The 12263-nt window shown below is 42.9% G+C and carries 13 protein-coding genes and 1 pseudogene; 5 read left to right on the top strand and 9 right to left on the bottom strand.

The features are described from left to right. Window positions 1–34: 34 nt before the first annotated feature. The 3 genes from C9J03_RS09775 to C9J03_RS09760 all read right to left on the bottom strand — a co-directional run bounded on the left by C9J03_RS09775 (window position 35) and on the right by C9J03_RS09760 (window position 2994). Window positions 35–673, bottom strand: coding sequence for a helix-turn-helix domain-containing protein (locus C9J03_RS09775; protein ID WP_044624153.1), 639 nt, complete (start codon window positions 671–673; stop codon window positions 35–37). 528 nt (window positions 674–1201) lie between these two features. Beyond that, window positions 1202–2308 carry a M20/M25/M40 family metallo-hydrolase gene (locus C9J03_RS09765; protein ID WP_044624151.1) on the bottom strand — a complete coding sequence of 369 codons (1107 nt, stop codon included), beginning with the start codon at window positions 2306–2308 and terminating at the stop codon, window positions 1202–1204. A 293-nt stretch (window positions 2309–2601) separates the two neighbouring features. Beyond that, complete coding sequence (locus C9J03_RS09760) at window positions 2602–2994, bottom strand: helix-turn-helix domain-containing protein (protein ID WP_052829837.1); 393 nt, start codon at window positions 2992–2994, stop codon at window positions 2602–2604. Window positions 2995–3371: 377 nt separating this feature from the next. Between C9J03_RS09760 and C9J03_RS27010 the strand changes: the two are divergent. After that, window positions 3372–3939 (top strand): annotated as a pseudogene (locus C9J03_RS27010) (IS5 family transposase); the annotation flags it as partial. A gap of 244 nt (window positions 3940–4183) precedes the next feature. Here the strand turns inward: C9J03_RS27010 and C9J03_RS09750 are convergent. Together C9J03_RS09750 and C9J03_RS09745 are read right to left on the bottom strand one after the other, a co-directional pair. Then, window positions 4184–4744 (bottom strand): hypothetical protein, encoded by a 561-nt coding sequence (locus C9J03_RS09750; protein ID WP_231580689.1) that lies wholly within the window; start codon window positions 4742–4744, stop codon window positions 4184–4186. A 305-nt stretch (window positions 4745–5049) separates the two neighbouring features. After that, window positions 5050–5682: a hypothetical protein gene (locus tag C9J03_RS09745; protein WP_044624150.1), complete on the bottom strand. Its 633-nt coding sequence runs from the start codon at window positions 5680–5682 to the stop codon at window positions 5050–5052. Here C9J03_RS09745 and C9J03_RS09740 point away from each other — a divergent pair. From C9J03_RS09740 to C9J03_RS09730, 3 genes are all read left to right on the top strand, one after another. Continuing rightward, window positions 5670–7046 (top strand): hypothetical protein, encoded by a 1377-nt coding sequence (locus C9J03_RS09740; protein WP_146149071.1) that lies wholly within the window; start codon window positions 5670–5672, stop codon window positions 7044–7046. The genes C9J03_RS09745 and C9J03_RS09740 overlap by 13 nt on opposite strands. Before the next feature lie 202 nt (window positions 7047–7248). Next, window positions 7249–7896 (top strand): inovirus Gp2 family protein, encoded by a 648-nt coding sequence (locus tag C9J03_RS09735; RefSeq protein ID WP_162845553.1) that lies wholly within the window; start codon window positions 7249–7251, stop codon window positions 7894–7896. 344 nt (window positions 7897–8240) lie between these two features. Further along, window positions 8241–8486 (top strand): AlpA family transcriptional regulator, encoded by a 246-nt coding sequence (locus C9J03_RS09730; protein WP_044624147.1) that lies wholly within the window; start codon window positions 8241–8243, stop codon window positions 8484–8486. Between the two features lie 58 nt (window positions 8487–8544). Here C9J03_RS09730 and C9J03_RS09725 read toward each other — a convergent pair whose 3' ends face one another. Continuing rightward, complete coding sequence (locus C9J03_RS09725) at window positions 8545–8778, bottom strand: helix-turn-helix transcriptional regulator (protein WP_044624146.1); 234 nt, start codon at window positions 8776–8778, stop codon at window positions 8545–8547. Continuing rightward, complete coding sequence (locus C9J03_RS09720; RefSeq protein WP_044624145.1) at window positions 8775–9335, bottom strand: tyrosine-type recombinase/integrase; 561 nt, start codon at window positions 9333–9335, stop codon at window positions 8775–8777. The genes C9J03_RS09725 and C9J03_RS09720 overlap by 4 nt, the downstream gene beginning before the upstream one ends. Before the next feature lie 683 nt (window positions 9336–10018). On the opposite strand from C9J03_RS09720, the gene ltrA reads away from it, so the two are divergent. Further along, window positions 10019–11311: a group II intron reverse transcriptase/maturase gene (gene ltrA, locus C9J03_RS09710; RefSeq protein ID WP_197078643.1), complete on the top strand. Its 1293-nt coding sequence runs from the start codon at window positions 10019–10021 to the stop codon at window positions 11309–11311. A gap of 38 nt (window positions 11312–11349) precedes the next feature. On the opposite strand, the gene C9J03_RS09705 is transcribed toward ltrA, so the two are convergent. Both C9J03_RS09705 and C9J03_RS09700 read right to left on the bottom strand, forming a co-directional pair. Further along, window positions 11350–11793, bottom strand: coding sequence for a DUF2787 domain-containing protein (locus tag C9J03_RS09705; RefSeq protein ID WP_044624144.1), 444 nt, complete (start codon window positions 11791–11793; stop codon window positions 11350–11352). Further along, complete coding sequence (locus C9J03_RS09700; protein WP_231580688.1) at window positions 11774–12256, bottom strand: DUF2787 family protein; 483 nt, start codon at window positions 12254–12256, stop codon at window positions 11774–11776. Before C9J03_RS09700 ends, C9J03_RS09705 begins: the two co-directional genes overlap by 20 nt. Window positions 12257–12263 lie beyond the last annotated feature (7 nt).

The following is a 12263-nucleotide window of genomic DNA, read 5'->3' as shown; positions in this document are numbered from 1 at the left end:
GGTTAATCATTGCAAGGGTTGGATCTGCTGATGATTAACGGTCGTAGGACCAGTCTGACTGAATGATGTAGCCGTGGATCTGGAACTCTCCGTTGTTGACAAACAAGTTGGGAAAGTCCGGTTGCGAGGTCGAGAACACGACGCCGTCGGCAAGCTGGGTCATGTGGTAGAAATCAGGCTCGCTGTCGCGTACCGAGGCAAAGACCGGTTGTTTCGGGCGGTATGTTGCCGATTTGGTAGCCAGGGCGTAGCTGCCTACCGGCGCACATTGCGCAATGTTCTCGTTATCGACCAACAGGCCCAAGCAGTCTTCGCGCAGTAGGTGCTGTGGGATTGCACGTTTGCTGATCACATCAACCAATGCACCGCTGCGAAAGGACATGAAATCCTTGCGGTGAATGATTGGGATATAGGTGCTGGTGGTGCCTTGGTCAACATTGTTATTGATGGTTGTGGTGGCCTGGGTACCGGTATCCACCTGCCCGGTTAGTAGATAGCTGATCGATGTACTCAGTGCCTCGGCTATTTTTTCCAGCTCGCGTACTTCGATACCGTACTTGCCAGAGAGCTTACGGCTCATGGTACCTTGCTGTAGATCGAGGGCTTCACCCAGCTGTTTTTGGCTGATCCCTTGGATTTTGGCCAATCGCTTTATTCGGTCTAAATATTCCATACTCACTAGCTTCCTGCTTGAAATCTTTGTCTGATGCAATGCGCATTCTTAAATGTCATATTGATTGTACTGATAACAGTGAATTGGGGATCTGGCGGGTATAAAAAATGCGATTGGTTTCGTTGCGGGCATATCATTTTTTTTTCAGATGGGAAAAAAAGGGAACAAATTTCGCAAATTGAAATAAGGTGTATTGTGTATGAATTATTGAAGCAGAGTCACATTTTGTAACATTTTGTGCATCAAAGCGTTATTGCGCTTGGTTGGGTAGTGGCCAAGTGGTGTGCTTTTAAGTTGCTGATATTGTGTTATTTTTGCTATTTTTCAGAGAAGCAATAGCCTTAACTTGATGATCAGGATGCCGGCCTGTCTTTTTCATTGGTTTCTATGTTTCTTGGCTATCTGTTTCATCAATAATGGCGGACAACAAGCGGTTTTCCCACACAAAGAGAGAAGCGCCGCGGTTATGCCTTTGCGGGATAACTGGAAGGGTATAAAGAGGAAGGCAGGCCTTCCTCTTTGGGACGCTTAGCGAGTTAGGTAGGTGTACAAGAACTTGGTGATCTCTACCATGTCGTCGATTTTGATGAATTCTTCGGTCGTGTGTACCTTCGCCATACCGGTAGACAGGTTCACCGTTTTCAGACCTTTGCTGTTGAAGATGTTCGCGTCGCTACCGCCGCCTGTCGGCTTACACATAGGTTCAACGCCGTTAGCTTCGAAGGCCGCTTTGATCTTCTCGACATGCGGGTCGTTGTCGGCGATGCGGTAAGCATTGTAAGCACGCTTGGAGGCAATGTTGATTTCCGCGCCGTGTTTTTTAGCGGCCGCTTCGAACGTGCTGACCATGTGCTCGACCTGTGCCTGTAGCTTGTCGTCGTCCAGCGAGCGCGCCTCGGCTTCAATGTATAGCTCAGGCATCACGATGTTGGTTGCCTGGCCGCCTTTCACCACACCGATGTTGGCGGTGGTTTCCTCGTCGATGCGAGACAGTTTCATGTTGGTGATGGCATCAGCCGCTACCGTTAGGGCGTTGATCCCTTCTTCTGGCGCTAGGCCTGCGTGGGCTGGTTTACCTGTAATGTTTACTTTCAGGTTCTGCTGGCCTGGCGCGGTAGTGATGATGGTGCCGATAGGGCCGCCAGAGTCAAACACGATACCGGTTAGCGACTCGACCTTGCTCATGTCGAAGTTCTGCGAGCCGTGCAGGCCGCCTTCTTCGTATACCGTGAACGCCAGTTCGATAGTCTGGTGCTCTTCGCCGTCAGCCTTGATGCAGCGCACTGCTTCCATGATGGCCGCGATGCCGGATTTGTCGTCACCGCCAAGGATAGTGTCGCCCTTCGAGCGGATGATACCGTCTTCGATGATAGGTTCGATGCCGTTGCCTGGAGTCACGGTATCCATGTGGCAGCTTAGCAGGATAGTGCCTTCCAGCTTGCCTTCTAGCTTGGCGTAGATGTTGAAGCCGTTGGAGATCTCAGCAGGAACAGGCAGCTTCTGAACGTCAAAGCCCATTTCACCTAGCTGCTCGGCCAGCGCCTCGGCAATCGCTTTCTCGTTGCGCGACTCACTGTCGATTTTAACCAGTTCAATAAAGTGTTGGACCAGACGGTCCTGATTGATATTTGCCATTTAAGCACCTCCGTAATGGCCGTTATATTACGTGAACTGGCTGAACTAACCTTGATCTGTCCACCAATATCGTGGGGGTAATCACTATAATACTTGAATTGTTAGGAGGATTGTTCTGGGATGTTGGTGAAATGTACTGGCAGGGTTGGGGAGGTGTTTTCCTGCAGTTGCATGCTTGCCTTATGCTGTATCATTGTGTGAATGTTTAATATTATCAATGCTTTATGTCTTTTACCCGGTTGGCGAACCTGTATGGTCATCACGTTGAGGGGCTGATAGCCCCTCAGTAGGAATTATGCGGGCAGGGTTTGAAAACCACACTTTAGGAGGTATTGGTAGGTCTGTTGGTAGTAACTTTTTGGCCGGGTAGAGTCACCGTCGTTGCCTTCGGGGACAAAGACCACCATCCCTTGTCGTGCTCTTGTCAGTAGTACTCGGTAAGCGTTCTCTAGGTAGCGTTTATCTTGGCCCTTGTTACGCTTTTGCCATTTGAATAAGTTGATCAGGCTGACATTACGCAGGCCACGCTCAATGCCACTGATATAGGTGCGATCAAGCCCACTACGCGCAGCCAGCTCTTCTTGGCTTAGCGCTGCCTCCTTTCTTAGCTGTTTGATATGTAACCCAAAGGGTTTGAGTATTGAGTCGTTCACGGCAATCTGTTTTTGCTTGTTTATGAACGACATGGTCTTCGCCTGTAGACTTTTGGTCCACGGACTATGAGTCACATTTTATGTAAATGAGAGGTGTGAGTGCTGGTAATATCTGAACAAACAAAAAGGGCGGTAATCTTTCGATTACCGCCCTTTCCAAACGTTTGGTGGGCTGGCGTCATCTGAACTGGTTCTGTATCTACTTGTTATATATTTATTTGTATATTTATCTTTGTTTTCTGGAGTACATCCAGGAGTACAATGGCTTTAAGCTTGAATTAAGCTTCTTACGTTTGAAAGGCGTTGTTGCTTAAATCGGATTGAACTATTTCGCTTATTTGCGATCTGATCGTTAAACCCAACTATCAGGTCGCATCATGGGCAAAGCCTAAGGAAACATCAACAACTGAAAACAGTACAACCATGCTTTAACTCAGAGAGGCTCGCTTACATTCTGGATGGATGATGCTGCCATCAGCACGGCCGTGATGATCAAGAATGGGTTAAGCTGCCGCTTCGCGCTTTGGAATGGTTCATTAACTCGGTGTTCCAACTTATGGAAGTGGAGATGAAATCCTTAGACTGTAGCTGCATCAGCAAACGAGCCAAAACGGTAAACGTAAATTATCGTATGCGAAGCCGTGGCCCTGTTAGACAGGTCGTGATTGATGCAACAGGGTTGAACTTGTTTGGTGAAGGAGAATGGAAGGTGCGTAAGCATAGCAAGGAGAAGTGTCGTATCTTGCGCATGCACAAGGTACATTTGGCTATTGATGCTGATGCTCACGAGATAGTTAATGCGGAGGTATCGCTGGATAACGTGCATGACAGTGAGTGCTACACACGCTAATAAACCCGCTTCGCCATAAGGTTACTCAGGTATAGGCTGATGGGGCCTACGACACCAAGCACTTTTATACAGTTCTTCAGCGAAAAGGAATTACGGCAATTATCCCTCCCAGAAAGAACTCTAGGTATGCCTGCTCGTCAGGTAGTTGGATTAATCACAGGAGAGCACAGGGTTACTGCGCCCTGTGCTTGGAGTTTTTCAATATAGCCGTTTGAACATCAAAAATAGACCTTAACTATGTTGGTACTTAACTTTGTGAGTACTTTTCAGTGTACTTCTATTTATAAGTTACAATCATAATTCCTCACGCAGTTAATAATTTCTCGTACATTAAATTCAGAAGGCTGAGGGAGCCTTCATTGATACTGATTATTAGCCGACAGCATATGTTGCTGACTTATATGGGGAGGGTATGAAATTAAACGTACCTGCGCCTACAATATGATTAAGTACTCTTACATCTTGACTAGAGCTTGTATCTGTAGAGAGGGCACGATGATAAAGGGCACTATAAGCAACAAGCCCTTCTCCCCAAGTAATTGGTCGACTTGGAGCAATAATCGCGTTACAAAAAGACTTATGATATTCAAATACTTCGTATATGCCATTTGCTACGTCACAGCTTGAAAAGCATAAGCACTTTCCTTTTAAATGGGGCCAGGCTATCTGATCAAACTCTTTCCATGTAATGAAGCCATTTGTGAGAGCTATGCCTTCAATGCATCCATGTCCACTAAAATGAACATACTTAACGTCTTTTTTTGATGCTTGTTTTATCGCTTTTTCAAAATATTCTAAATTCGTCACTTCATAGTGAAGTGCAGATACTCCTTGCAACTTTAGAATCTGTTTCAGTGTAGATCCTTCGTATCTATCTTCAAAAATATCCTGTTCACTTCTAGATTCTATAATCAAAATTTCCGTTTTAGGCATATTAATCATCTCCTTTATATTATTCAGTGTATCTGTTAGACATAAGTTTAGTTATATATTGATAATGTCTGTTTTTATATCTTTTATCCATCAAGCGAATCAATTTAGTATGAATTTTGTGTGATTGGTAGAGTTTTTAATATGTCATTAATTAATAAAATTCACATTATCACTAGTAATGATTTAATGATGATGCTGTAAAAAGTATGTCAGATATAATCTGAACACCAACCAGTAGTTCATATAGCTTTATTGCTTATTTATTATCATTGGCCTCTATTTAAAGTTATAATTATTTATGATACCTATTCATTTTCAAGATGTTTAATGGTTTTTTTGGCCCAAAAAGAATTTTCATTCTTTTCTTTAATCATCATTTCATCTAGTTTTTTTTGATTTGTTTTTAGTTCACACTTTAGATGAGATATTTTTCTTAAGTAAGTGTCTATTTCTTCCTTTAGATAGAAATTTTCATTGTTAATATTATTAATCTTATTTTCTAACTTTTTAATTAGCTGTTTATCTCTATTCCGCTGCTCCTTTTCTTGTTCTATAAGAAGCCTATGTTCTTGGTATTGACCAAAAATTAAGCCTTCCATAGTCGTAACCAATGTTTGTCCATTAGCTTTGGCTAACAGCTTAAGCTGATTAGAGCTTTTAAGTGAGATATAGACTGGGCGGGTCTTTTTAGCCTGACTCTTGCGAACCTGCTGATCCCAGGCAGCTTTCATCTTCTTTAGTAGAACACTTGAAGCTTCACAGTTAGTCCTTTGTTCTAAGGAATGTAAAAAATTGAGTGCTGGCTGCTGGCTATCCCATTTCTGTGACGCAGTAAGTCCATCACCTGAGCTTGTCATCTCAGCCTGTTTCTTTATGAGGTATTTTCTCGCCCATATCTCTTGAGCTTGATCGTTTGTGTTAATCCATGACTTTCTCATTCCTAGATACCTATCAAATTGCATATAAAATATGTTATACAATAATTCATCGTAAAAAATCACTGTCAGAGTGGCGAATTTTGTCAAATTTTAGAAGTGAAACACTGATCAAACTAGAATGGCTGCATGAACATATAAGTTCACTGAAAGTGCGGCTTTCACCTTCCAGTAGGTTGTTATGGTTAGGTATGGTTTACTTATCATTTGAGAGCAGTGAGCGCTTTGTACGAGGGAGTGTAAAAGTTCTATGTAGTCGATTAGGGCTCTGTGATAAAACCTTCCTGAAGGCTGTTGAAGAGCTTGAAACGAAGAACCTGCTAACACGTTCGAAGGTGAAAACGAGTCTTGGAGCAAACTCATTCGAATACAGGTTAATCAATTACTCTGAAGGAGTTGATTTCATCACGAAGGGGCTGAATACTGCTGTTAGGGATTTGTTGTTTAACCAACGAGCGGGGAAGGGAAGGAAGCTAACAGTCTCTCAACGAATGTTAATGTTGGCAGTGTTGGCTGTAGAAGATGACTTTGGCCCAATTACTGAGTTTCAAAATTTCGATCTATCTAGGTTGACTGGAATACCACGCCGTAATATTTCTCCAAACCTGTTAAAATTAGAAGCTAAAGGTTACCTTTTTGCTTTGAAAAGAGAAAAGGAGAGGCCTTCTTCTGATAAACAAGCTTGGGCATATTTACCTATAATACATACCGCGTTATCAGGCTATCCGCTTATTATTCATGGTAAAAGGCTGACAGAGATCCAAGTTGTATCTGTACTCTCTCGTAGAAAAGAGATAGAAACATCCTTGAAGGATAATACGTTCAAAAAGCTTAGAGTAAATGGAGTGAATGATCTGGAATTGAACGAGGAAGAAGTAAAGGATATTTTATGCAAATCTTTTTTATCTGCTCCAGAAAAGGTTAGAACACCATTACTCAATGTAATAGAGAAAGGCGTCACACTATGGAGTAAGCTTGAGAAAAATGCACTTCTTGATACGCTTGAACTCGTGGTCTGCTGTACTGCAATCAAAATATTATCAATGTCTAAAACGGTAAACCCTAGTCATCCCTATGATTATATTGAATGTAGTGAATTACGCACTATGGTTGAAAGAAATATTAGACATTTACCTATCTCTTTTAACCAAAAAAAACTATTAATTGATATTATTTTGCCACTAAGCAGTATGTTGGCTCAAATGTTGATTAATAATACTGAAAAGGAAAAAAGAAGAGTTAAGCTTACAGGCAATGATATATCTCTTATCGGTTTATTTCCAGAGTTGGTGTTTTATGTCAATGACTCCAATTCTGACCGTAAAGATTATTATTTTAGCTACTATGAGAATTATTCTGAAGGTTAGGTTTTGTTAATCTGTTATCATTGGTTATTTATAACTTCAGAGTGATATATTTGTTTGGCTTCACGATTTTCCTTATTGTTTCTTTGGAATTATCTGGTTTAATCAGGCTGACATGTTACAAGTGATGTGTCGGATTAGTATTATATATATTAAATAATTAATCATTTCCCTTTACTTATGAGACCAACAAAGAGGAATGATGATGAAAACAAATTATGAATACAATCAAAACTACTTAACAAGAATTAAAGGTGTAGTAGATAACCACCTTTCGATATACCCAAGAACCTTTTGGGTTAGGTTTGATTTACGATATCCAGCAATATTAAGAAATATAGGTAATGATTTTTATGATGATGCTATAACAGGTCTTTATAATTCAGAACCTGAAGTGATGAAGAGATTTTTTCCTTCATTAAAGGCTCAGATAAAGCATGAGGAACAGCAAAAAATAAAACAAGGGAAAAGAGTTCATTGTAGTGGTATGAGTTATGTGTGGGTTAGAGAATTTGGTGATATTAATAATAATGAGCACTATCATGTTCTTATTTTGTTCAACAAGGATAGGTATCACACGTTAGGTAGTTATGACTATGAGGGTAAGAACTTAGCGAATAAAATAAGAAAAGCTTGGTGTAGCGCGCTGAGTGTTGATCCATTAGATTTTTCCAGCCTGGTTCACTTTGCCACAAAACAAAGTAACTACCTGATTTATAATGAAATTGGTTTTGATTTTGCTTATAGAAACCTTCTTGATATGGCTAGTTACTTGGCGAAAGAAAAAACTAAACGCTTAGAGAAAGGCCGAAGAAATTTTGGTGCTAGTTTAGCTAAAAAAAGGCATGGCTAACCATGCCTTAATCGTTAAAAAGTAACTCCTTTAAGCATCATTCTCTTTTGCCCAAGAATAACCAGCAATAACACCAGCTAAAAATAGCTCTGTTGCGGGCTTAGCTAGAATAATCGATAGCATTAGATGCCTCCTTTGTTACGTAATACACGCTAACGCCGACAACAAAGCCTGCGATGAATGCAAATGGCATATTTTCATCTCCTTACTTAAGTGATGTTTTGCACATGGTTATCCATATGCAAGTTAGTAATATGTGGTTGAAAATAATTGGAAAGTAAGCTGAATTGTTTTTTAAAGGGTTTGGTGAAAAATATGAGGAATAACTAAGCAAGGAATTTTAAATGAACTCAGTTAGATTAATTAAGTTGAAAGAAGTAATGCACCTAACAGCATTAAGTCGTTCTAATATCTATAAAAAAATGAGTGAAAACAGCTTTCCAAATAGCATATCACTTGGCGAGCGTTCAGTCGCTTGGGTTGAAGAAGAAGTCATTCAATGGATTGAGGACCGGATATCTTCACGTACATCTTTTACTTGTACTGATGTAGCTGCTGATGATATTGGGTATGGTTGTATATCGTTGTAACTATTTATTATCTCTAACATTATTGGACGGTACTAATGGGTACCGTCCTTATGCCTTGTTAGTTAATCGCGTTATCTCTTATTGATATTTTGTCACCTATCCAACCTTGGACCTCACTCTCAATCCAGGCCACAGAGCGTTCCCCTAGTGAGACTGAAGTGGGGAATCGACCTTCGCTTATTTGCTTGTATAAGCTTGAGCGTGATAGGCCAGTTACTGCGAGTACTTCTTTTATCCGGATAAGCCGACTTGCTGGTGGAAGTATATCGATATTCATAATGTCATTTCTCATAGCACTAGTTCTCTAAAATCACTGTCAATATCGTCTTGGGTGATACCGATGTAGCGGAGTGTCACACCTTCAGAGCTGTGCCGAAGCATTCGCATGACCCTGCCAATATCTTTGGTGCTTTGATACAGGTGGTAACCGCGGGTCTTTCGCATTGAGTGAGTACCCAGGGAAAGCTTTATCTCCTCTCCAATAGATGCAAATGCTTTACTGACTGCACGACGACTCAAAGGTTTGGCCGGACTGTTGATGGCTTGTTGGTTACGATAGGATTGAAACAAGTAAATATGATGTGGATTCTCCTGTTGGATACGATGAATGATGCTTAAGCTTTTGGGATTGAGAATGATTTGGGCTTTCTTACCAGTTTTTGATTCATGGATAGTCAGTTTATCTTCGTCGATATCGCTAAACTTAATAGCAAGCAAATCAGATATCCGCAGCGCTAGATTTAATCCGACATTCCAGATGTCTGCCATTTGCTGACTGTGCCGTATTTCTAGCAGGTGACTGATGAGTTGAATGGTATCGCGGCTTTTCACCGCTTGAACTTCTGCCATAAGGCTGGTTCCTTTTTTCGGTGAGAATGCAAGTTATGGGTACCTCAAAACCAGCAAGAAGAAAGAGTCCTTACTACACAAGGGATGGCAAGTTCCCAAAATACCAAAATGGGAACTTCGTTGTGCGCCGAGCATGGCGTTGTTCTAGGAGGTGAAAGTCCTCTACGGGCTCAGTCGAGCGAGAACCGTTAGCCTATGCAAGGGTGCCCACCGTGAGGTGGGATCTGAAGGAAGCAAACGGCAAAACTTGGTTGTGACGAACAGAAATCTGATAGTAGGCCAGTACAACTTGGGTAACCTAGCAACATATAGAATAGCCCAATGCCTCGACGGGAAGTGTGTACGGGTAAATCAGGCACAGCCAAGGGAAAGAACAACGTCTTACCTCGGGAGATCTTATTACCTGTCTCGGGCGAGACTAATGCAGCAGTGATGCTGTGTGATGGGAAATAAGAAGTCAGCAGAAGGCATAGTACCTTGGGGAAGTACAACCCAAGGGAAGGCCGGAACTGAATATATCAAGAAGCAGTCACTAGACACTCAATCATGTGGAGTCATAGCAAGATGATCAAAATCTCTACGTACCAATGGGCAACACCGCAAGTGACGCTCATGGCCACGAAGAATGACAAGCATGATCGGCGTAGACAGGAGGACGAGTCTTGGTGACCTCAACTCAGTTGATGGAGCAGATCTGTTCATCAACGAATCTGAACCAAGCCCTGAGAAGAGTGAAGAAGAACAAAGGGTGTGCTGGTGTCGATAAACTCGATATAACAGCGACTATCTCGATGCTTCGGCAGTCTTCAAATGGGCAAGCGCTCCGCCAGAGCCTTCTGGATGGGAGCTATCAACCCCAACCAGTTCTGGGTGTAGAAATCCCTAAACCTAGCGGGGGAGTTAGGCAACTAGGTATCCCAACAGTACTTGATAGGATAGTCCAACAGGCTATCACCTCAGTACTGACAGATATCTATGAACCGAAGTTCTCCCACAGTAGTTACGGGTTCAGGCCCAACCGTAGTGCCCACCATGCATTGGCGGCAGCAAGCCACTACATCAGGGAGGGGCGGGGTTATGTAGTCGATATTGACCTAGCGAAATACTTCGATACCGTGAACCACGATAGACTGATGCACAGGCTATCGGAGGATATCACGGACAAACGGGTACTGAAGCTGGTCAGGTCATACCTACAGGCAGGCATAATGCGAAACGGGTTAGCCGAGCAGAGGCAACGAGGGACACCACAGGGTGGACCATTATCTCCGCTGCTATCAAATATCGTATTAGATGAGTTGGATAAAGAGCTTGAGCGAAGAGGGCATAAGTTCTGCCGATATGCAGATGACTGCCAAATCTACGTGGGCAGTGAGGAAGCCGCGAACCGAGTAAAAGCCTCAATAACGGAGTTCTTGGAGCAGAAACTGAAACTCACGGTCAACCGTGAGAAAAGTGCGGCAACAAGAGTGACAGAGCGGACTTACCTAGGCCATCGCTTCCAACGAGGTGGAATTATCCATATCTCGAAGAGAGCACAAACTCATATGAAGAAGCGAGTGCGTCAAATAACGAAGCGGAATCGAGGGCGAGAGTTGAAGACAGTAATAGTCGAACTCACTCAATACCTAAGAGGATGGCAACACTACTTCAAGCTTGCCATACGGAAAAGCGCGATGCAGCGCTTAGATGAATGGATAAGGCGGCGCCTACGGTGCTATCGACTCAAGCAGCGCAAACGCAGACACAGTATAGCGTCATGGTTACGCCAAGAGGGCGTAAGCGAACGCAATGCGTGGAAGCTAGCGATGTCAGAGAAAGGATGGTGGCACTTGGCTTTATCGCCACAGCTCAATCAGGCCATGTCAACGAAACGGTTCAAGGAGATGGGCATGTACTCATTGCGAGATGGGTACGAGTCACTGAAAATATATTCGGAACCGCCGTATGCGACCCACGCTTGTACGGTGGTGTGAGAGGACGGAGGCCGCGAGGCCTCCTCCTACTCGATTTGCTACATGGATACTTTTACTTGGTCAAAGGCACCAATAGCGATGTAACTAAGAAAGTTGTTTTCCCATATTTGGTAGAACTCGATGACATCTCGAGTGTTAAGTAAGGTCGTAGCAAGAGACATCTGCTGGAAAGTGTTGTGCTTGAAATTGAAATCAAGCTCAATGCCTAACTCTGGGTAAGGCCCTCCGCTGTAGGCAAAATCTGTGATGTAGCTAATTTCCCACAAGTTATCGCTATCTCGGCAAATCATGATCTCTACGGGGTGAAAGCCACCGTTTTCTGCGCTGTAAGTGGTATCACGGAAGTTAATGGTAAGGGCATTGGGAAGCTCTTTCGGTGTTGTCTGATTTACAGCATTCTCTATTGAAAGGTATAGCTTTTCTGAGATAGGGAACTGATTTGATTTAAAGTTCAGGCTGTTCTTAGTGGTAGGTTTGTCCATAGTTATTTTTCTCCTTTTTGTATGGCAACTCTGTTGCGGCTTTAGCGTGATCTATTGCGGTAATTGTGGCTTGGATGATGTCGAAGCTGTTGAGGGCAAGTTGACGAAGAAAAGCGACTTCGTAGGATTGGTACAGAGCGGTGACTTTGGGTTGGTGCAGATTGCACCGTTCAGCATCGGGTTGATAGAACCAGCCTCTAAGGAAGTTGAAATAGAGTTCAACGTCGACTTCAGAAGCATTTTCTGTTGGATAGGAAAAACTCGTCACGAAGACGATTCGCCACGTTGAATGTGAACTGTGAGATGGTCCTCTTTCAAGCTGAACTTCTACCGGAGGAAAGCCAGTGCGGCTACGGTAGTACTCGCTGATGCGAAAGTTCAGTGCAACACGAGATGCATACCCAGGAATATCGAGTTTTTTAATCAGCGTGTTTAGGTAGTCCACTAGCAGTGGATGAGGCATGGTTTTA

Source organism: Photobacterium gaetbulicola (genome assembly GCF_003025515.1).
Taxonomy (GTDB): domain Bacteria; phylum Pseudomonadota; class Gammaproteobacteria; order Enterobacterales; family Vibrionaceae; genus Photobacterium; species Photobacterium gaetbulicola.
This window is presented reverse-complemented; position numbering and strand designations above follow the sequence as displayed.